At 53.4% G+C, this 20,465-nt stretch carries 23 protein-coding genes; 15 read left to right on the top strand and 8 right to left on the bottom strand.

The window, feature by feature from the left end:
- Window positions 1-70: 70 nt before the first annotated feature.
- Entirely contained in the window at window positions 71-1,411 is a 1,341-nt protein-coding gene (gene pmbA / locus AC2FCQ_RS10870; RefSeq protein WP_404760527.1) for a metalloprotease PmbA, read from the top strand.
- Between the two features lie 277 nt (window positions 1,412-1,688).
- Window positions 1,689-2,075, top strand: a complete 387-nt coding sequence (gene cybC / locus AC2FCQ_RS10865; protein ID WP_404760526.1) for a cytochrome b562 — start codon at window positions 1,689-1,691, stop codon at window positions 2,073-2,075.
- Here the strand turns inward: cybC and AC2FCQ_RS10860 are convergent.
- On the bottom strand, window positions 2,072-2,857 hold the full coding sequence (locus tag AC2FCQ_RS10860) for an AraC family transcriptional regulator (RefSeq protein WP_265555890.1): 786 nt from the start codon (window positions 2,855-2,857) through the stop codon (window positions 2,072-2,074). The genes cybC and AC2FCQ_RS10860 overlap by 4 nt on opposite strands.
- 282 nt (window positions 2,858-3,139) lie before the next feature.
- Between AC2FCQ_RS10860 and AC2FCQ_RS10855 the strand changes: the two genes are divergently transcribed.
- The 3 genes from AC2FCQ_RS10855 to AC2FCQ_RS10845 are packed head-to-tail and all read left to right on the top strand — an operon-like array spanning window position 3,140 to window position 6,253.
- A complete protein-coding gene (locus AC2FCQ_RS10855) occupies window positions 3,140-4,594 on the top strand; it encodes an FAD/NAD(P)-binding protein (RefSeq protein WP_209637117.1) in 1,455 nt (484 codons plus the stop codon).
- Window positions 4,591-5,472 carry a formyltransferase family protein gene (locus tag AC2FCQ_RS10850; protein ID WP_490307881.1) on the top strand — a complete coding sequence of 294 codons (882 nt, stop codon included), beginning with the start codon at window positions 4,591-4,593 and terminating at the stop codon, window positions 5,470-5,472. The genes AC2FCQ_RS10855 and AC2FCQ_RS10850 overlap by 4 nt, the downstream gene beginning before the upstream one ends.
- Entirely contained in the window at window positions 5,465-6,253 is a 789-nt protein-coding gene (locus AC2FCQ_RS10845) for a sulfite exporter TauE/SafE family protein (protein ID WP_490307883.1), read from the top strand. The genes AC2FCQ_RS10850 and AC2FCQ_RS10845 overlap by 8 nt, the downstream gene beginning before the upstream one ends.
- A 39-nt stretch (window positions 6,254-6,292) precedes the next feature.
- Here the strand turns inward: AC2FCQ_RS10845 and rnk are convergent, their stop codons facing one another.
- Window positions 6,293-6,703, bottom strand: a complete 411-nt coding sequence (gene rnk, locus AC2FCQ_RS10840; protein WP_209637123.1) for a nucleoside diphosphate kinase regulator — start codon at window positions 6,701-6,703, stop codon at window positions 6,293-6,295.
- A 425-nt stretch (window positions 6,704-7,128) separates the two neighbouring features.
- Here rnk and AC2FCQ_RS10835 point away from each other — a divergent pair, with 425 nt between their 5' ends.
- The 10 genes from AC2FCQ_RS10835 (at window position 7,129) to AC2FCQ_RS10790 (ending at window position 16,020) form a co-directional block, all read left to right on the top strand.
- The gene (locus tag AC2FCQ_RS10835) at window positions 7,129-7,476 is read left to right on the top strand and encodes a glycine dehydrogenase (protein ID WP_314590645.1); all 348 of its coding nucleotides are present in this window, start codon (window positions 7,129-7,131) and stop codon (window positions 7,474-7,476) included.
- A 35-nt stretch (window positions 7,477-7,511) separates the two neighbouring features.
- Window positions 7,512-7,877: an SFCGS family glycine-rich protein gene (locus AC2FCQ_RS10830; RefSeq protein WP_209637125.1), complete on the top strand. Its 366-nt coding sequence runs from the start codon at window positions 7,512-7,514 to the stop codon at window positions 7,875-7,877.
- Window positions 7,877-8,173 carry a DUF4312 family protein gene (locus tag AC2FCQ_RS10825; protein ID WP_209637127.1) on the top strand — a complete coding sequence of 99 codons (297 nt, stop codon included), beginning with the start codon at window positions 7,877-7,879 and terminating at the stop codon, window positions 8,171-8,173. Before AC2FCQ_RS10830 ends, AC2FCQ_RS10825 begins: the two co-directional genes overlap by 1 nt.
- A 30-nt stretch (window positions 8,174-8,203) precedes the next feature.
- On the top strand, window positions 8,204-8,980 hold the full coding sequence (locus AC2FCQ_RS10820) for a DUF4311 domain-containing protein (protein ID WP_012147073.1): 777 nt from the start codon (window positions 8,204-8,206) through the stop codon (window positions 8,978-8,980).
- A gap of 11 nt (window positions 8,981-8,991) precedes the next feature.
- Window positions 8,992-9,642, top strand: a complete 651-nt coding sequence (locus AC2FCQ_RS10815; RefSeq protein ID WP_037416299.1) for a DUF4310 family protein — start codon at window positions 8,992-8,994, stop codon at window positions 9,640-9,642.
- 62 nt (window positions 9,643-9,704) lie between these two features.
- Window positions 9,705-10,844 carry an amidohydrolase/deacetylase family metallohydrolase gene (locus AC2FCQ_RS10810; protein ID WP_490307887.1) on the top strand — a complete coding sequence of 380 codons (1,140 nt, stop codon included), beginning with the start codon at window positions 9,705-9,707 and terminating at the stop codon, window positions 10,842-10,844.
- Complete coding sequence (locus tag AC2FCQ_RS10805) at window positions 10,828-11,946, top strand: DgaE family pyridoxal phosphate-dependent ammonia lyase (RefSeq protein ID WP_490307888.1); 1,119 nt, start codon at window positions 10,828-10,830, stop codon at window positions 11,944-11,946. Before AC2FCQ_RS10810 ends, AC2FCQ_RS10805 begins: the two co-directional genes overlap by 17 nt.
- Window positions 11,943-12,683: a 2-dehydro-3-deoxy-phosphogluconate aldolase gene (gene dagF, locus AC2FCQ_RS10800; RefSeq protein WP_209637135.1), complete on the top strand. Its 741-nt coding sequence runs from the start codon at window positions 11,943-11,945 to the stop codon at window positions 12,681-12,683. The genes AC2FCQ_RS10805 and dagF overlap by 4 nt, the downstream gene beginning before the upstream one ends.
- Before the next feature lie 153 nt (window positions 12,684-12,836).
- Window positions 12,837-14,051 carry a lactonase family protein gene (locus AC2FCQ_RS10795; protein WP_265555899.1) on the top strand — a complete coding sequence of 405 codons (1,215 nt, stop codon included), beginning with the start codon at window positions 12,837-12,839 and terminating at the stop codon, window positions 14,049-14,051.
- Between the two features lie 52 nt (window positions 14,052-14,103).
- On the top strand, window positions 14,104-16,020 hold the full coding sequence (locus tag AC2FCQ_RS10790; protein WP_490307889.1) for a BglG family transcription antiterminator: 1,917 nt from the start codon (window positions 14,104-14,106) through the stop codon (window positions 16,018-16,020).
- A gap of 55 nt (window positions 16,021-16,075) precedes the next feature.
- Here the strand turns inward: AC2FCQ_RS10790 and npr are convergent, their stop codons facing one another.
- From npr to lptB, 6 genes are all read right to left on the bottom strand, one after another.
- Complete coding sequence (npr, locus tag AC2FCQ_RS10785) at window positions 16,076-16,348, bottom strand: PTS phosphocarrier protein NPr (protein WP_020831874.1); 273 nt, start codon at window positions 16,346-16,348, stop codon at window positions 16,076-16,078.
- Window positions 16,345-17,199 (bottom strand): RNase adapter RapZ, encoded by an 855-nt coding sequence (gene rapZ / locus AC2FCQ_RS10780; protein WP_012147065.1) that lies wholly within the window; start codon window positions 17,197-17,199, stop codon window positions 16,345-16,347. Before rapZ ends, npr begins: the two co-directional genes overlap by 4 nt.
- 130 nt (window positions 17,200-17,329) lie before the next feature.
- Entirely contained in the window at window positions 17,330-17,791 is a 462-nt protein-coding gene (ptsN, locus tag AC2FCQ_RS10775) for a PTS IIA-like nitrogen regulatory protein PtsN (protein WP_172479792.1), read from the bottom strand.
- A gap of 154 nt (window positions 17,792-17,945) precedes the next feature.
- Window positions 17,946-18,233, bottom strand: coding sequence for a ribosome hibernation promoting factor (gene hpf, locus AC2FCQ_RS10770; protein WP_004948547.1), 288 nt, complete (start codon window positions 18,231-18,233; stop codon window positions 17,946-17,948).
- Window positions 18,234-18,256: 23 nt separating this feature from the next.
- Complete coding sequence (rpoN, locus tag AC2FCQ_RS10765; RefSeq protein ID WP_209637141.1) at window positions 18,257-19,690, bottom strand: RNA polymerase factor sigma-54; 1,434 nt, start codon at window positions 19,688-19,690, stop codon at window positions 18,257-18,259.
- Between the two features lie 49 nt (window positions 19,691-19,739).
- A complete protein-coding gene (lptB, locus tag AC2FCQ_RS10760; RefSeq protein WP_037416315.1) occupies window positions 19,740-20,465 on the bottom strand; it encodes an LPS export ABC transporter ATP-binding protein in 726 nt (241 codons plus the stop codon).

The raw sequence follows: 20,465 nt of genomic DNA, 5'->3' as shown, positions 1-20,465 counted from the left end.
GTGACTCCACGCGCAACCACGCCGCCACGGCACTTTTCTCAACGATTTTCTGATTAAGTATGGCAGATTGATGAAAGTAGTCACTCAAGTTGCAGAACAGCGCAAGGCGCTGGAACAGGCCGTTTCACAGGCTTTGGAACTGGCACGCGCCGGCTCCGATGCGGCAGAAGTTGCCGTGACCAAATCTACCGGTATCAGCGTCAGCACCCGCTTTGGAGAGGTGGAGAACGTTGAGTTCAACAGCGATGGCGCGTTGGGCATTACCGTTTATCACCAGCAGCGTAAAGGCAGTGCGTCTTCTACCGATCTCAGCCCGGATGCGATTGCCCGTACCGTGCAGGCGGCACTGGATATTGCCCGTTATACCTCGGTAGATCCTAACGCTGGCCCGGCAGAAAAAGACCTGCTGGCGTTTGACGCACCGGATCTGGACCTGTTCCACCCGGAAGAGCTGGACGCCGAGCGCGGTATCGAGCTGGCTGCACGAGCAGAGCAGGCGTCACTGGCAGCAGACAAACGTATTACCAATACCGAAGGGGGCAGTTTTAACAGCCACTACGGTATCAAGGTCTTCGGCAACAGCCACGGCATGTTGCAAAGTTACTGTTCCAGCCGGCATTCACTGTCGAGCTGCGTGATTGCGGAACACAATGGTGACATGGAGCGTGATTACGCCTACACCATTGGCCGCGCGATGGGCGATCTGGAAAGCCCTGAATGGGTCGGTCAGGAATGTGCCCGCCGTACGCTGTCGCGCTTGGCACCGCGTAAGCTGTCGACCATGACCGCCCCGGTTTTGTTTGCTTCTGAAGTGGCAACAGGGTTGTTCGGGCATTTGGTCGGCGCCATCAGTGGGAGCAGCGTTTACCGTAAATCCACGTATCTGTTGGATTCTCTGGGTAAGCAAATCCTGCCGGACTGGCTGACCATCGAAGAGCACCCGCATCTGCTGAAAGGGCTGGCCTCCACGCCGTTCGACAGCGAGGGGGTCCGTACCCAACGCCGCGACATTGTCAAAGATGGCGTGCTGCAAACCTGGCTGATGACCAGCTATTCGGCACGTAAGCTTGGTATGCACAGCACCGGCCATGCGGGCGGTATCCACAACTGGCGAATCAAGGGGCAGGGCGATGACTTTGCCGGCATGTTGAAGCAGTTGGGTACCGGTCTGGTGGTGACCGAACTGATGGGCCAGGGTGTCAGCGGTATTACCGGCGACTATTCGCGCGGTGCTGCGGGGTTCTGGGTGGAAAACGGCGAGATCCAATATCCGGTCAGCGAGATCACCATTGCGGGCAACCTGAAGGATATGTTGCGTAACATCGTCAGCGTGGGCAGCGATATCGAAACCCGCAGCAACATCCAGTGCGGTTCCGTGTTGTTGCCGGACATGAAAATCGCCGGTCAGTAATCTCTGCCACGGCTGGCCGCTCCGGTTGCCAGCCGTATCACTCCCCTTTCCCCCTTTTAACCTTGCTTACAAATCTTCTGTTTCAGTTTTCGACTCCCTTGCCTATGGTTAGGCTGGGTCAAATAAAACAATATACCCGTCATACTTGAAGCCGCATCTGTGTTGGCTGCGAGCGTTCACCCCAGTCACTTACTTGAGTAAGTTTCTGAGGATTCACGTTCTTGCCGCCTTGATGCAACTCCAATTATTTTTGGGTACAACTGGAAGGTGAGCAAGCATGTCGAACAAACTGAAAGCGCTTATGGCATTGACGCTGCTGGGTGCCAGTTCACTGGCCGTCGCAGCCGATCTGGCCGACGATATGGATACCATCGCAGGCAATTACAAAACGGTGCTGAGCACCGACTCCACGGACACCATGAAGCAAAGCTTGCAGAATATGCGTGCTGCTGCAGTGGATGCGAAGCAAAGTAAGCCACCTAAACTGGAAGATAAAGCGGCCAATAGCCCGGAAATAAAAGATTTCCATCATGGCCTGGACACGTTGATCGACCAGATCGATCAATCGCTGGCGCTGGCTAATCAAGGCAAATTGGCTGAAGCCAAGCAAGTCGCTCAGGGCTTCAAGCAAACCCGCGACGCCAATCACAAGAAATTCCGCTAAGCCTTTTCGCGCCGTTCTGACGCCAGATAGCAGGACGGCGCTTGTCCCAGCACGCGTCGAAACATCGTTGCAAATGCCGCGCTGCTTTCATAACCCAAGTCCAGAGCGACCTGTGTCACGCTGCTGCCTTCGGTCAGCCTGGCCAATGCCAACACCACGCAGGCTCGCTGGCGCCACTGCGAAAATGACATGCCGGTCTGAGCGCGAAACAGACGGCTGAAGCTGCGGATACTCATGTACAGGCGTGCGGCCCATTCCTGCGGTGAGTCATGGGCGTCAGGTTGTTGCAGGAAACGTTGGCACAGTTCACCCAAGCGTGAGTCCGTGGGCAGCGGGATATGCAACGGCAAGGCCTGCAGATGAGCAAGTTCATGCAATAACAGGCTGACCAGCGCGCCATCCCGGCCTTGTGGATCGTATTCCAGAGGCATATCGACGGCTGCCATCAACAGTTGGCGCATCAGTGGCGTCACGCTAACCACTTGGCAAACCTGTGGTTGATTGGGCAGTAGAGCCGTCGGCTCAATGTATAGGCTCCGCGTAGTGACACCGACCATTCTGACCTCATGCGGCATCTGCGGTGGTAACCATACCGCGCGCTGCGGCGGCACAATCCAATTCCCCTGACGGGTAAACACGTGCATTACACCGGTCGCGCCATACAGGAGCTGGGCGCGACGGTGACAGTGCATGGGCAGCAGATGGCCTGACGGATAATCGGTGCCAATGGCGATCACGGATCTGGACACGTGATCGAGGTCATCTATACGTACGTTGCGCATAAGCCCCATCGTTGAGTATTTTGACCGAAATGCAATGATAGTTGGCCCTTCATATAAAGCAAGCCAATCGCCATCACTTTACTATCAGGGAAGAGAAATAACGCTGCCTTGGCAGTGAGATATTTTTATTGTTGATTGAACCCTCTTATTTTAAACGCCGGGGCAGGGCGAGGTCTCTCGTCTGCACAATACAAGAAGTTAATAAGGAATAAGTTATCTTTTTTATTCCACACCTGAAGCAATAGTTCTTCTTTTAATGCTGTGACTATAAGGTGATATTTCATGTGTAAGATCGGTGTGATTGGTGGTGGGGCGGCTGGCATTTCCTTTGTTTACAACTTTATTAAGAATAAGTCAGTTAATAATTGCAGTAAACATCTTTCTCTGAAGGTTTTTGACAAGCAAGGTTTTAACGGTGGCATGGCTTACAGCAGCGATTTCGATAGCCATATTTTAAATATGACGCCGGAGAACATGTCGGCAGATATTTTTGATCGTGCGCATTTTTCAGATTGGATCACGATGCATTTTCCTCGCTACAGTAAAGACCGTTACCCGCCGCGTTGGCTTTATAAAGAGTATCTCGATTTTATCCGTGACATGTCGGTCTTTATGGCTGCCGACAGTAACGTCACCCTGAATTTCATTACTGCAGAAGTTGAGGAAATAGGCACGCATCCTGCGGGATATTTGCTGACCACGGCGGATGGTGTTGCGGAGCAGATGAATGCGCTGGTGCTGTGCTCAGGGCATAATGAAGCAGAAAGCCTGTATCCCATTGATGGCGTGATTTCTTATCAGGCGAATCGAGATCTTCCCGCTATTAACCCTGTTTCAGCCATCGGCGTGATTGGCTGCAGCCTAACGGCGATCGATGCCATTATTGAACTGATTGAGCGGGTGGGGGCTAGCGATATCTCGGCTTTGTCGCGATCCGGATTGTTTCCCAGTGTTCAACCCGCGCTAATGCGTGCACCGCCGCCAGGATTCAGGCAGCAATTGATCCGTTTTGTCGCCAACAATAACTCTATCGATGCGCATCAGTTAGTTCACATGATTAATGCGGCGCTGGAACAATACTACCCTGGGCCGGAACGGTTGACGGTATTGTCCTCTATGGGGGCTGGCAGAGATTGTTATCGTGACCTGGCCGAAAGCCTGGATCGGGCACGTTTTGCGCGTGAGCATATCTGCAGCTACCTGGCCGCGATCCACCCGGCAGTGTGTGAAGCCTGGGTTAAAATGGATGAAAATAACCGACAAGTATTTATGCGTTTTTATAATTCTTCCTGGATGCGTAATCGGCACGCTATGCCCTTAAAGAATGCCTATAAAATTATTACTGGATTAGAGTGTCAACGCTTACGGGTCTTTGGCGGTGTGGTAAATATCGACAAGGATAATCACGGGTTCAAAGTTTTCTGCCACAATGCAACGGTACATACTCAATATTTACTCAATTGTACTGCCCCTTCATATCAAATGAAGCCAAACCGGTTAAATGACACGCTTCTTCAGGGTGGACTGGTGCAGGAAAATAGATTCGGTGGTGTGAAGTGTAATCCCATCACGTTAAAAGTCCCGGATGAACAGGGCAATGAACAAAACCTGTACTCTCTTGGCGCCCCAGCCAAAGGGGATCTTTTTTATACCTCGGCAATGGAGTCCATTACCCGAGATATCAGCAAAATAGTTTTTAATAACAGCATATTTAATACAAAGAAGGCGACAGTATGAAAAACGTAGCGCTATTTGTTGGCAACGATATTTTTTCTTGGTTGGCATGCCAGGATGTTATTAGCGCCTTAAACAAGGAATGTGCCTTTACGGTTTATTTTCCACTGGTGAAAGCCTCAGGCTGTTTGCAAGAACCGGCAGTGCGGCAGTTGGGTCTCTATGAACGTCAGGTATTGAATGACTTTGTCTTTCCGTTCGTCACTCGACATGCAGATATTTGTCAGGGTGCTTATCAGGCTCCGCAGATTTTCCTGGCCGGAGCAGCAGTCAGGGCCCACCGTATTGCCGACATTAATGATGCAACCTTCATCAGCAGTTTGGGCAATATGGATGCGGTCATTTCGTTACGTTGTTATCAGAAATTCTCTGCAGATTATGTGCGGGCCTTCAGCCAGCGCGGTAAATTGCTGTGGAATCTGCATCCAGGGGATTTGCCACATTATCGCGGTGTCATGACACTGTTCCGCGCGATGGTCAACGGCGAGAAAAATTGTGCATTGACGCTGCATGAAATGGACGAGCAATGGGATGCCGGTCCGGTGATCGCCCGACAGCCGGCTGAGCTGCGCTATGACCTTTCATTTTTGGAAAACATGTTGCTGCTGGGGTGCCGTTCTGGGGCATTTTTGGCGCATCAGTTGATGCAGGCGGGCGAGCGGGAAGCGGTGGCCGTTGAGCTACAGGGCGACTACCGTTACTGGGGATTTCCTGACGCGCCAGCTCTGGCGCAGGCGGAGGCGCTTGGGATTGAACTGATCGACCATGATGCCATTTGCCACCATTACCTGTCGCTGTTTGTGGGCGATGAGTTCCATGAGCTGGCTGGTCAGTTCGCTGCTGGTTTCGACGATTTCATTCGGGCGCATAGCCATGATTGAGATGTTGATCATTCTTGGTGCCGGTTTTATTACCGGCATTACCACCATTTTATTCGGCTTCGGTGGCGGATTCGTCGTGGTGCCTTTTGTGTATCACCTGGTTGCCTCTTCGGGCGAACAGTCGGGTCAGGCGATGCATGTTGCCGTGGCAACCTCAACGGCGGTGATGATCCTGAACGCGGGTTACGCCACCTTCACCAACTGGCGCAGTGGTAATCTGCTGCGTGAAACCATTGTTCCGCTGATTTACTTTATCGCTATTGGAGCTGCATTGGGGGCCTTCGCCTCAAGCCTGTTGGAAGACGGCGTGGTCAGGCTCCTGTTTGTGATTTATATGCTGGTAACGATTGCGGACTGTTTGTTCAGGCAGGGGTTTTTGGTCAAACCGCCCCGAGCAACCTTGTCTAAGGTGACGCTATTTGTCGGTGGTCCACTCATCGGGGTGATTGCCACTATGCTCGGTGTGGGAGGGAGCGTACTAACGGTGCCTTTATTACGCCGGCATGGCTACGAGATGAAACATTGCGTGAGCGCGGCCAATCCACTGTCGATCCCGGTCGCCATCATTGGCGCACTGATGTATATCGGTTTGGGCTGGAAGGAAATGGCTGGGCCCCAATATTTGGGCTATGTCAATTTGACCATTCTGGGGTTGCTTGTCGCGGCGGGTATCATGGGAATTGTGTTCGCCAAAAAATGGTTGCCGAAGGTTAATGACAGGCTGCATGCCAGAATTTACGTGCTGTTGTTGATCCTGGTATTGATCGCCATCAGCCTATAAACGCAGAAAGGGCGGTATCGTCACCGCCCTGATAACCGCTTAGCGGTGGTATTCACCTGCCGCTTCTGGCTGGTACAACAGTTCCAGCACTTCGATTCGTGCTTCTTCGCCATTCGGTAACTGCCAGGTAATCTGGTTGCCGATATGCATACCCAACAGTGCTGCGCCCAAGGGCGCCATCACCGAAAGCTGCTCGTGGCTATCTTTCAGCGACGCCGGGTAAACCAGAGTACGCACATGTTCTTCTGCAGTATGCAGATCGCGGAAACGCACACGGCTGTTCATGGTCACCACGTTGGCCGGGATCTGGGACGGCGGCAGGATTTCGGCGCGATCCAGTTCGACGTTCAGCGCGGCGGCGACGTCGGTGTTGGCAAAGGCCGGTTGTTCCAATAGCGCATCCAGGCGTTCCGCATCCAGCTCATTAATAGTAATGGTTGGCTTGGTCATTCCACTCTCCAGTCAAATCAAAAGGCGTCGGGTCACGCGCCCATAAATTCGGAAAAACAACACAAAAGCAACACCCCCGCGCCAGAGGAGCGGGGGTGTTGTTGATGTCGAATTGTCTTACCGATAGTAGGCGGTTAAGCGGGGAAAAGAAAGAGATCCCGATCACGAAGCTTTTCACCGCCGCTGGGCTAACTGGAAACAGCTTGTGGCGTTATCTTTTTGTAATTTAATTGAATTATCTAATAAATCCTTATTTTGCGAAATGGATCCCTGATGCTCACTGAATTTCCACTTCCAACTGGAAAAAAACACGCTACACAGAAAATCGTCCCGGGGTTAGGGTAAAGGCATCAGAGAAGGCGGGTTATTCAAGTGATGCGCTGTGAGATTGACAGAATCATGTTGGGATCTAGGGGTACTGAAAAGTGAATGATGGATCTGCTGCGAGAGAAAATAATGAACAGCCTGATGTCAGTATGGCCGGGGCGATAACTGAACAGGTATTGTCAGATATTACCGCCATGCTGAATGAGGACGGTATTTATACCAATGCGGTACAGCAACAGATGTTGGAGTCGCATATTCGCGCTATGGTGTTGCGTTCAATAACCGGCGAGCCACTACCGGAAGTTGATAAATCACTGTTTGATGAGATCTCAGCGGAGTCAATGCAAATGGCTGAAAGAGTGGTCGATCAGTTTACCACTCTGCCGATCGAAGAAGCTTATTTGCTTTCCGTGCATTTTGAAGTGGCAAAAGATAATAACCAATAGCTATTAGCGAATTACATTAATCAGGAGAAAATACCATGGGTCAAATTACAGTAGTGATCGGCGATCGTTTAGGCAAAGGCCAGAAAGTAGGTCAGGGTATTGAAAACGCAGGCGGAAAAGCCATTGTGATCCCAGGCGTAGCGGCAGACATGAAGCTGGGCGACGTGATGAAAGCAGAAGGCGCACAGCTGGGGATTTCTTTCTGTGGCAGTGGCGGTGCCGGCGCGATTACCGCGCAAACGAAATACGGTTACAAAGCCAAATACGGTATGCGTTCCATTGATGAAGGCGTGACGGCAATCAATGAAGGGTGCACGGTGCTAGGTTTTGGTTTTATGGATAAAGAAGAGTTGGGGCAAAAACTGGTTGAAGCCTACGTTAAAAAACACGGCAATCCGTAATGAAAGAGCAATATACAACGTCGGTGAAGGTGGAGGGTAAAGGCGACAGCAAAGCGAAAGCTTTTGCTTCCGCCTTGGCCAATGTGCAGGGTGCGGTATTAAAATCCACCAGTAATATTCTGCTGCGTATTGAACCGCAGGATGTCAGCGTATTAAAAGCGGAAGAGAAAATAACAAAAGAAAAGTTTCTATTCTTCTTTCTACCGCGCGAAAGAAAGCATTATTCCGTTACTCTGGAAATAACCGTGAACGTGACAATAATCAATACAGAAAAAGTTGTCTTCGTCACGAAATAAAAACGTTAGCATAAATCAAAGGGTATACTGATGTTTTTAATCATCTTATTTAAGTCGCTTATTATCGGCGGACTGGTGGGGGTTGGCGTAGGGGCCGGCGCCGCACGAATGTTCCATGCACCGACAACACAGGGCATGGGCGCTTTCCGTACTCTGGGCGAGCTGAACTCGTGTGAGGGTGACCCAGCTTCCCATTTCTCATTCGGTCTGGGCTTCTTCTTCAACGCCTGGGCGTCTTCTGTGGCGGCGGGGGCCTTCACGCAGGACGTTGACCACCGCATCATCCCGCACTGGGGGGCTGCTGCGCTGATGGTCAAGAACCGCAATCTGGCGCAAACGCTGCACGACCCGAAAAAAATGGCTATCGCCTGCGGCATTATCGGCATGCTGGTGGTGGCATTCCTCAATACCACGGCCTCTGCAGTGCCTGCTGCACTGCAGGTCACGGCGATTAAAGTGTTGGTGCCGGCCGCTAACCTGCTGGTGAATACCGTGATGCCGGTGATCTTCTGGCTGGCGGCGATCGACGCTGGGCGTCGCTCCGGTTTCTGGGGCACCATCTTTGGTGGTCTGGCGCAGTTGATCATGGGTAACGCCGTACCGGGTCTGGTGCTGGGTATCCTGATCGGTAAAGGCGTCGAAGAAAGCGGCTGGAACAAAATCACCAAGATCATGATGGCGGTAATTGTGCTGTTGTTCGTGCTTAGCGGCTTCTTCCGCGGCTTCGACATGAAAGTCCTCGAGTCCTTCAGCCTTGGTGTACCGGGCTGGCTTGACGCCATTCACAATACCCTGAGCGGTAAATAAGGAGCTGGAAAATGGAAGAACAAACCCAAAAAGGCTTCTGGTATGCCGACTGGTCATTCCCGATTTTTGTTGGCCTGCTCTCTTCCGGCGTGTTCGCCGGGACGCACATGTACTACCTGTATGGCATCGGCGCATTTAACGAAGTCGCCTTCGTTTCCATGCTGCGTGCCGGCATGGATACCGGTGTTTATGGTGCTGTAGCGGCATTCGGTGCCAGCTTCCTGTTTGCGCGCATCATCGAAGGCTCGCTGGTGGGGATCCTGGACATCGGTGGTGCGATCCAAACCGGTGTCGGGTTGGGGGTTCCGGCCCTGTTACTCGGTGCGGGGATCATCTTCCCGGTCGCCAACTTTGCTGCGTCGCTGATAACCGGTTTGGTGATTGGTTTGGCAATTGGCTACCTGATCATCCTGGCGCGTAAATTTACCATCAACCAGAGCAACTCCACCTACGGGGCAGATGTGATGATGGGGGCCGGTAACTCCTCTGGGCGTTTCCTGGGGCCATTGATCATCCTGTCTGCAATGACGGCCTCTATTCCTATTGGCATAGGTTCACTGCTAGGCGCACTGTTGTTCTATATCTGGAACAAGCCAATCACCGGCGGGGCGATCCTCGGCGCGATGTTGTTAGGGGCGATTTTCCCGGTCGCCATCGCTTGATCACCCGTGTGATTGTCGGGGAGCGGCACACCGTTCCCCTGCTTGAAAAGGAGTAATGCAGTATGTATGACTTAGTCATCAGACGTGCCAGACTGGCGGATGAGCAGCTGGTCGATATAGCGGTTCAGGGCGGCAAGATTGCCGAGGTTGGACAGTTAGCCGATGACGTCCGTGGCCATCAGCAACTGGATCTGGCGGGCAACTGTCGCTTGAGCGCCGGCTGGATCGACTCTCATGTCCATTGTTACCCTTCTTCTCCGATCTACCATGACGAACCGGATCTGGTTGGCACAGCCTGCGGCGTCACGACAGTGATCGATGCTGGTAGTACCGGTACCGATGATGTCGAGGCGTTCTATGCGCTGACGCGCAATGCTAAAACCAACGTTTTCGCCTTTCTGAATATTTCACGCATCGGCTTGTTACGGCAAAACGAACTGGCCGATTTGGCCGATATCGATAAGCAAAAAGTCAGTCAGGCGATCGGTAAGCACCCGGGTTTTATCATTGGCATAAAGGCGCGCATGAGCAGCAGCGTCGTCGGTCAAAATGGCACGCGGCCATTGGTGCTTGCCAAAGAGATCCAACAGGAAAATAACCAATTACCGTTGATGGTACATATCGGTAATAACCCGCCGGATCTGGATGAAATAGCCGATTTGTTGACGCGTGGAGACATTATCACCCACTGCTACAACGGCAAGCCGAACCGTATTCTGACGCCTGCAGGTACGTTGCGTGAGTCCATTCAGCGCGCGTTGGAACGTGGCGTGTTGCTCGACGTCGGCCACGGTACAGCCAGCTTTAGCTTTGATGTGGCGAGGCAGGCGATTGCGCTTGGCATTTTGCCGCACACCATCAGTTCCGATATCTACTGCCGCAACCGTATCGCCGGCCCGGTACATAGCCTGGCGATGGTGATGTCCAAATTCTTCAGCGTCGGGCTGTCCCTACCGCAGGTGATCGCCTGCGTTACGGAAAATGCCGCCTCGGCGCTGCATCTGGCCCACAAAGGGCGGCTGGAACCGGGCTATGACGCTGATTTCACCCTGTTTGAACTCCGCCAAGGGCCACAGGTGTTTGCCGATTCAGACGGGCAATCGGCCACGGGCCAACAATTGCTGGTTCCGCTGGCCGCGGTGGTGGCCGGGGAAATCCTATTAACCGATGAAGGGAAAGCCGCTCATGTCTTCAATCTATGAAAAATATAATTTAAAACAGGTAATTAACACTTCCGGCCGCATGACTATGCTCGGTGTGTCCACGCCGCGCCAGGATGTCGTTGACGCCGTTGACTATGGCCTGAGTCACTATTTCGAAATCAAGGATCTGGTCGACAAGACCGGTGCTTACATCGCCAACCTGCTGAATGTTGACGCTGCGGTGATCGTTTCCTGCGCTTCCGCGGGCATCGCCCAGTCGGTGGCGGCGCTGATCGTCAAAGACAACGCCAACCTGCTGGTGAACCTGCACTCAGCACCTATTACCGTCCCACGTGAGGTTGTGCTACCGCGCGGCCATAACGTTAACTTTGGTGCGCCGGTCGACACCATGGTGGCGCTGGGCGGCGGTAAAGTCGTGGAGGCGGGCTACGCCAATGAATGCTCTGCTGAGCAGCTTGAAGCCTGCATCACGCCGCAAACCGCGGCCATTCTCTACATCAAATCACATCACTGTGTGCAAAAAAGCATTCTTTCCGTTGAGCAGGCGGTTGTGGTGGCACGCAAACATAACCTGCCGCTTATCGTTGATGCCGCAGCGGAAGAAGATCTGCTGTGTTACTCCCAAATGGGAGCCGATCTGGTGATTTACAGCGGCGCCAAAGCCATCGAAGGCCCAACCAGCGGTCTGGTGATCGGTAAGAAACAGTACGTTGAATGGGTGAAGCTGCAATCCGGCGGCATCGGCCGAGCGATGAAGGTCGGCAAAGAGGGCATTCTCGGTCTGACTCAGGCGATAGAAAGCTACCTGACGCTGGAGAAAACTACCGGTCAGCAAATGGTCGAAAGAATGACGCCGTTTATCGACAGCCTGAACACCCTGAGCGGTATCAGTGCCAAAACCGTTTGGGACAGTGCCGGTCGCGATATCGCACGAGCGGAAATCACCTTTGATGAGGCTGTGCTCGGGCGTTCGACCTACGACATCGTACAGGCGCTGAAAACTGGCGATATCGCTATCTACTTCCGTGGTTATAAGGCAAACGAAGGCAAGATTGAAGTGGATGTGCGCAGCGTTGACCAGCAACAACTGATGACTGTCTTCACCTGTATTAAAAATCTGTTTACGGAGAAACAAGCATGAAGCTGCAACCTAACTACTATCGTGACCGTGTGTGCCTAAACGTATTGGCCGGCTCGAAAGACAATGCGCAGGACATTTATGCGGCGGCGGAAGGGCATGTACTGGTGGGCGTTCTGTCCAAGAATTATCCGGACGTTGATAGCGCGGTTGCTGACATGCAGCGTTATGCGCGATTAATCGAGAATGCGCTGTCGGTGGGGCTGGGCGCGGGCGATCCGAAACAATCGACGATGGTGAGTTTGATCTCTCAACGGGTGCAGCCGCAGCACGTAAACCAGGTGTTTACCGGTGTCGGTGCCAGCCGCGCATTGTTGGGGCAACACGACAGCGTGGTGAACGGTCTGGTGTCACCGACCGGCCGCGTCGGCTGGGTGAAGATCTCCACCGGTCCACTGAGTGCGTCTGCGCCGGACGGTATTGTACCGGTGGAAACCGCGATTGCCCTGTTAAAAGACATGGGTGGCAGTTCGATCAAGTATTTCCCGATGGGCGGGCTGGCATGCAAAGAAGAATATCAGTATGTGGCCCAGGCCTGTGCTGAACATGACTTTATGCTGGAGCCGACTGGCGGTATCGATCTGGAAAACTTCGAGCCGATCGTCGAGATCGCACTGGCTGCCGGCGTGAAACGTGTGATCCCGCATATCTACAGCTCAATCATTGATGCGGCCACCGGCAACACGCGCCCGCAGGACGTTAAAACCTTGCTGGCGATGACCAAAAAACTGGTGGGTTAATCACGTACCCAAATTACGTGGAGCGGCAGCCAACAACGCTGCAGCTTCACGTAAGCAGGGCATATCGGATGACGTAAGGCAGGGAGGCGACAGGTTCTGTATCCACAGGCGCGGTCACACCGCGCCGCGCCGCTATCTCTCATAAGGATAACTATGCGAAACTGGCAGTCTCCACCCCTACGCACCGCGTTAACCTTGGCGCTACTGGCGATGGCCAGCCCGGTGCTGCACGCTGAGGATGCAATGAAATCCACGTCATCTCATTTTGCTTATATCGGTACTTACAATCCCAATGGTGAAGGTGTTTATCGGGTGCAGGTTGATCCGGCCAGCGGCGCGCTGAGCGCCAGGACATTGGTCAGCAGCCAGGCGAACCCGGCACAGCTCGCCGTGGATGCCAAAGGGCAGACGCTGTATGTTGCCAGCGAAGTGGCAGACTTTAACGGCACTAAGCATGGCGGCATTATTGCTTACCGTATCAACCCAACTGACGGTAGCCTGACTCAGCTCAATCAGGTTGACTCACAGGGGGCAGGGCCCGTTTACCTTTCTCCTACGCCAAACGGTCGCCATCTGCTGGTGGCGAACTACGTCAGCGGTACCGTGGCGGTATTCCCGATTCAGAGTGATGGCAAGCTCGGCAACGCCAGCTCAGTGCAGCAACAGCAAGGGCCGGCAGGCGCCGGCAAGCCAGAAGCGGCGGTGGAAGGTAGCTTCGCCATCAGCGATCACAATGGTCCGCATGCGCATATGATCGCCAGCGATCCTGGCGGTAAATATGTGTTTTCAACCGATCTGGGGCTGGATCGTATCTATCAATGGCGCTTTGATGATGCCAGCGGTCAACTGACGCCAAACGATCCGCCGTGGATCACGGCATCTTCTGCCGGCGCAGGTCCACGTCACTTTGTGTTTCACCCGAACGGCAAAACGTTGCTGTTGGTGAACGAAGAAGCCTCGACGCTGACCAGCTACCGTTTTGATAACCAAAAAGGTACTCTGAAACAGCAGCATGTTGTGTCTTCGCTGCCCGCTGATTATAAGGGCACCAACTTTGCCGCAGGCCTGGTCCTGAGCGAGGACGGTAAACATCTTTATGTTGCTAACCGGCTGCACAACAGCATTGGGCAATTCAGCGTTGGGCCTGATGGCGAGCTGTACTCGGTGGCTGAGATCTGGACGCGCGGTGATTACCCACGGTCACTGACGCTGAGCCCGGACGGGCACTATCTGTATGCGATGAACCAGCGCAGCGATAATGTCACCCGATTCAGCGTGGATAAGGCCAGTGGCAAACTCAGCTTTGCTGAAGGCTACACGCCGGTAGGCAGCCCATCGCAAATGGTGTTTTTGCCGCTCGCGAAGTAACCCGCTGCCCGTCTGACTCCCCAGGCGGGCACCTTACATTGACGGAAAGAGAATGGTGCGATTTCCCTACCCGCGTTTAGCCTATCTGTTTGATGCTTTACAGTCTGAGACTTTGCCACAGGATGAGCTGGCGAAGCGTTTCGCCGTGTCTACCCGAACCGTACGTGCTGATATCACCGCACTGAACGATATTCTGGAAAAATACGGGGCCCACTTTGTACATAGCCGTGGTGCGGGCTACCACTTACAGGTTGATGACGCTGCGCTGTTCAGCGCCTTGCAGCATCAAGAACGCAAAAAGCACGCGACGCCGCGTAGTGCACAGGAACGCGTGCACTATCTGCTGATTCGTTTTTTGACCTCAGCTTTTTCTCTAAAGCTTGAAGATTTAGCCGATGAATGGTTTGTCAGCCGCGGTACGCTGCAAAACGACATGGCTGAGGTGAGAGAGCGCTTGGCGCACTACCAGTTAACCATCGAAACCAAACCGCGTTACGGTATGAAGCTGTTTGGCTCTGAGATGGCGATCCGTGCTTGTCTGACCGATCTTTTATTCCAACTGCATCTGGCCGACGCGGAGAACCCGCTACTCAACAATGAGATCCTGCTGCAACCACAGGTGTCTACTTTCGCCGGGCTGCTGCATCCGCTGTTGTCGCAATACGCCATTCGTTTGACCGATGAGGGCGAGCAGTACCTTATCTTCTACTGTGCGGTGGCGTTGCGGCGCATTACCGACGGCTACCCGTTACCGGACTTTGACGTTGAGGATGGCGATGACGCGGTACGCAAGGTCTCTACCTGGTTGGCAGGTGAGCTGCGCAAAGCCAGCGGGAAAGACGTGTCGATGGCGGAAGAGGCTTACCTGCGGGTGAATATTGCTGCGCGGCGGGTGCAAGAGGTGCAGCCGACCGAGATCAACGCAGACGATGAAGAAGCGCTGGTGGATTACATTCTGTCCTACATCAACGCGCACTATAACTACAATTTGCAGGGTGATAAACAGCTGCGAGCCGATCTGCTCACCCATATCAAAACCATGATCACTCGGGTGAAGTACCAGATTAATATCCCCAATCCACTGTTGGCGAATATCAAGCAGCATTACCCGATGGCCTATGATGTGACGCTGGCGGCAGTGTCTAGCTGGGGGAAATACACGCCTTATACCCTGAGTGAGAACGAAATTGGGTATCTGGTACTGCACATTGGTGTTGGGCTGGAACGGCATTACAACATCGGCTATGAGCGGCACCCGCAGGTGATGTTGGTCTGTGATACCGGCAACTCGACGGTGCGGATGATCCAGGCACAGATTGCGCGTAAGTACCCACAACTGGTCATGACGAGGATCGTTTCGCTACGTGATTACGAGGTGCTCAACCATATTGACGAAGATTTTGTTATTTCCAACGCGCGGGTCAGCGAAAAGAACAAGCCTGTGGTTGTGATGTCGCCGTTCCCGACTGAATATCAGCTAGAGCAGCTTGGCAAGCTGGTTCTGGTGGATCGCACCAAACCCTACATGCTGGAGAAGTTCTTCGATGCCGACCACTTTATGGTGGTCAACGAACCGCTGACCCAGGCGCAATTGTTCCAGCAAGTCTGTAGCCAGCTTGAACGTGAAGGCTATGTTGGTGATGATTTTTATCCGTCGGTAGTTGAGCGCGAAACCATTGTTTCCACGATGTTGGGTGAAGGTATCGCACTGCCACACTCACTCGGGTTACTGGCGAAAAAAACCGTGGTGGTGACGTTGCTGGCACCACAGGGCATCGTCTGGGGCGAAGGTGAGATCGCTCACGTGATCTTCCTGCTGGCAATCAGTAAAAGCGATTACGAAGAAGCGATGGCGATCTATGATCTGTTCGTCACCTTCGTGCGTGAACGATCGATGAGTCGCCTGCTGGGCAGTGACAATTTTGATAGCTTTAAGGCGGTGGCGCTGGACTGTTTGAGCCGGATCTAGCTGCAGGAATGAGGTGTTGTAAAATCGGTGCGCATCATGCAGCGCACCTTACTCTTTAATCTTCGTCAAAACCGGAATTAATCAACTCAATCACGGCGGCCAACGCTTTTACTTCATCCGGACCTGTGGCTTCCACTTCGATATGGCGCCCCTGTGCGGAGTCCAGCATCAGCAGCGCAATCACGCTGCTGGCCTCGGCTTCTGTGCCGCTGTCGTTACGCAGCATCACTTCGGCGTCAAAACTCTGCACCAGCTCGAACAGCTTCATCGCTGGGCGTGCATGCATACCAAGTTTGTTTTTGATTTCAACCGTTTGCTTGACCGTCATTGTTTGCGTTTTTCCAACGTACGATGGCGTGATTGCACGTTCTTGCCGCGCGAACGGAAGTAGTCGGCCAATTGTTCCGCCACGTACACTGAACGGTGTTTACCGCCGGTACAGCCAATGGCCACTGTCAGGTAGCTGCGGTTGTTGGTTTCCAGCATCGGCAGCCACTGTTCCAGATAACTGCGCGTCTGGTAGATGAAGTTGTGCACTTCAGTGTGGCGATCGAGGAATGAGGCAACGGGTTTATCCAAACCGGTCATTGGGCGCAGTTTTGGATCCCAGTGTGGGTTCGGCAAGAATCGTACGTCGAACACGTAATCGGCATCGATCGGGATACCGTGTTTAAAGCCGAAGGATTCAAACACCATGGTTAGCTCACGCTCGCGTTTGCCCAACAGGCGGGTACGCAGCATTTCGGCCAGCTCATGCACTGACATTTCTGACGTGTCGATGATCAGGTCGGCTCTGGAACGCAGGGGTTCGAGCAGATCACTCTCTTCATCGATAGCGCTTTCCAGTGACAGGTTCTTGCTAGAGAGCGGATGCAGACGGCGTGTATCACTGTAGCGGCGAATCAGCGTATTGCGATCGGCGTCGAGGAACAGCAACTGCGGCGAGAAGCTGTCAGGCAGCTGAGTCATCGCATATTCAAACACTTCCGGCGATTCCGGCATGTTACGTACGTCGATGCTTACCGCTGCGGAGCTGTTGCGTTCCGCCAGCGTATTGGCAAGCTGCGGTAGCAGTACCACGGGCAGGTTATCAACGCAGTAAAAACCCATGTCTTCCAACGCCCGCAAGGCGACGGATTTCCCTGAACCGGAACGGCCGCTGACAATCATCAGCACCATGTGGAAACTCCCCTGGCATCTCAGTGGCGTCTATCGCCACCTTTAGAAACTTTATTATTCCGGCCTGAACCGGAATCCATCATGGCTAAACAGTATCGTTATCCGGGCTGGAAGTCACGCCAGCCGGGCGTTACTCGGTGATGATTTGGTAAAGCTCTTCGTCACTTTGCGCGGCACGCAGGCGACGGCATACGGTTTTGTCGGCCAGGCGCTTGGCGACCAGGGACAGGGTATGCAAATGGGTTTTACATTGATCTGCCGGTACCAGTAAGGCGAATAGCAGATCGACCGGCTGGTTATCAATGGCATCAAAGGCGATAGGTTGGTCGAGACGGATAAACACGCCAACAGCCCGCAATGTGTCCTCTTCCAGTTTGCCATGGGGAATGGCGATACCGTTGCCGATACCGGTGCTGCCCATACGCTCGCGGGTGAGAACCGCGTCAAACACCACCTGTGGTGACAGGTTTAGCTGCTTGGCGGCCAGTTCGCTGATAATTTCCAAAGCGCGTTTCTTGCTAGTGCAATGGACGGCGCTTCTGGTGCACTCGATGTTTAAGACCGAGCTTAATTGCATTGTTTCGTTGTTCATCTCATCTTCACTTAAAACCACACCAGCAAGCAGGCTTGTGAGGTGATTTTTCGCCTGTTGGCTTATCGGCGCGGTACCCATACACAAACAGGTAACGCGCCGATGGCCGAATCTACGTTTGAGCCGAATCCGCGGACGGAAACGGCCCAGAATGTCAGTGTTGCTTCAGTTTGTCTTTATGTTTGTTCAATTGACGTGCCAGTTTGTCGATCAGGGTATCAATTGCAGCATACATGTTCTCGTCTTCCGAGGTGGCGTGCAACTCGCCTCCATTCACGTGCACCGTTGCTTCCGCAATCTGTTGCACTTTTTCCACACTAAGAACGACATACACCTGATTTATGCGGTCAAAATACTGTTCGAGTTTAGCGAACTTGGTGTTCACGAACTCACGCAATGGTTCGGTGATTTCGATGTGGTGTCCGGTAATGTTGAGCTGCATAGTGTCTTCCTTCTCAATAGAGGTCAAACCAACTGTTTACGCTGGTTGGACGGCGGGATGGACAAAGACTCTCGGTACTTGGCGACGGTACGCCGCGCCACGATGATCCCCTGATCGGAGAGCAGGGTGGCCAGCTTGCTGTCGCTGAGCGGTTTGGCGGGGTTTTCCGCCGCGATCATTTTCTTCACGACTGCCCGGATCGCCGTAGAGGAAGCCTCGCCTCCGCTGTCGGTATTCACATGGCTTGAGAAGAAATATTTCAATTCGAAAATGCCGCGCGGACTGTGCAAAAACTTTTGCGTAGTCACGCGTGAGATTGTCGATTCATGCATCTCCACGGCCTGAGCGATGTCCGCCAGTACCATGGGTTTCATAAATTCTGCACCTTGCTCAAAGAAGGCCTGTTGCTGCTCGACAATGCAGCGTGAGACTTTCAGTAAAGTGTCGTTCCTGCTTTCCAGACTTTTGATCAGCCATTTGGCTTCCTGCAGATTACTGCGGATGTACTGTCCGTCGCTGTCGTTACGCGCGCTGTTGCCCATGGCGGCGTATTGCTGGTTGATCTTCAGCCGTGGAATGCTGTCACTGTTGAGCTCAACCGTCCAAACATCTTGCACTTTGCGTACCAGCACGTCTGGGATCACGTACTCAGACTCGCCGGTATTGATCGACTGGCCCGGACGCGGATCGAGTGACTGAATCAGCTGCATCGCTTCTTTCAGTGTATCTTCTTTTGAGCGCGTTGTTCGCATTAGGCTGCGAAAGTCGTGGTTGGCCAGCAAGTCCAGGTGTTCACTGATGATCAGGCGTGCTTCAGCCAGATAGGGCGTGTCTTCGGCATACTGGGAAAGCTGAACCAACAGGCAATCACGCAGATCGCGCGCGGCAACGCCAACCGGATCAAAACGCTGTACGCGTTTCAATACGGCTTCGACTTCGTCCATTGTCACATTTTCGTCACCGATGCTCTCCAGAATGTCTTCCAGCGGCACGGTGAGATAACCGGTGTCGTCGACAGCGTCAACGATTGAGGTGGCGATGGCGGCATCCGTATCGGAAAACGGTGTGAGATCCACCTGCCACATCAGATAGTCCTGCAGGGTCTGGGTGGTTTCACCTTGATAAACCGGGAGTTCATCATCGCTGTAATCAGTACGGGTACCGGAGGGGGTACCCGCCGTATAGATTTCATCCCAGGTAGCGTCCAACGGCAGCTCTTCCGGCATGTCTTTCTGTTCTAGCGCTTCGCGGGTGTCCAAACCTTCGGTTTCGAGGGTTTCTTTGGTTTCGATTTCTTCGTGCAGGTCAGTCTGTTCAAGCAATGGGTTGCTCTCTAACGCCAGCTGTATCTCCTGCTGGAGTTCAAGCGTGGACAACTGCAACAGGCGGATAGCCTGCTGGAGTTGGGGGGTCATAGCCAATTGTTGGCTAAACCTGAGTTGCAAACCTTGCTTCATAATCTTCTGTTTACTTCCGTTAACCGTCGCCCAATGGGCGCGCTGGTACTCAGAGGCGGAATTCTTCGCCCAGATAAACGCGTTTCACCTGCTCATCGGCCAGAATAGCATCCGGCGTGCCGTGAGCAATCAGTTTGCCCTGGCTGACAATGTAGGCGCGTTCACATACGTCCAGCGTTTCGCGCACGTTGTGGTCGGTGATCAGCACGCCCAGGCCGCTATCACGCAAGTGCTCGATAATCTTTTTAATGTCGATAACGGAGATGGGGTCGACCCCGGCGAAGGGTTCATCCAGCAGGATGAATTTCGGGTTGGCCGCCAGGGCTCGGGCGATCTCCACGCGGCGGCGTTCGCCACCGGACAAGGCCTGGCCCAGGTTGTCGCGCAGATGGGAGATATGGAACTCTTCCATCAGCTCTACCGCACGGTCTGCTCGCTGTTCGCTGCTGAGGTCATCACGGATCTCAAGAACGGCCATCAGGTTGTCATACACGCTCAGGCGGCGGAAGATTGACGCTTCTTGCGGCAGATAGCCGATACCACGACGCGCGCGCGCATGCAGTGGCAACAGGCTGATGTCTTCTTCGTCAATCACGATACGCCCGGCGTCGCGTTGAACGATACCCACCACCATGTAGAAGGTGGTGGTCTTACCGGCACCGTTCGGCCCCAGAAGGCCGACGATTTCGCCGGATTTCACGTTCAGACTGACGTCTTCAACAACTTTGCGGCCCTTGTAGGCTTTCGCCAAGTTTTCTGCGATGAGTGTAGCCAT

It is taken from the genome of Serratia sp. CoH_134_PS_4 (assembly GCF_058190535.1).
Note: the sequence above shows the minus strand (reverse complement) of the source record. Positions and strands in the feature narration are given on the sequence as shown.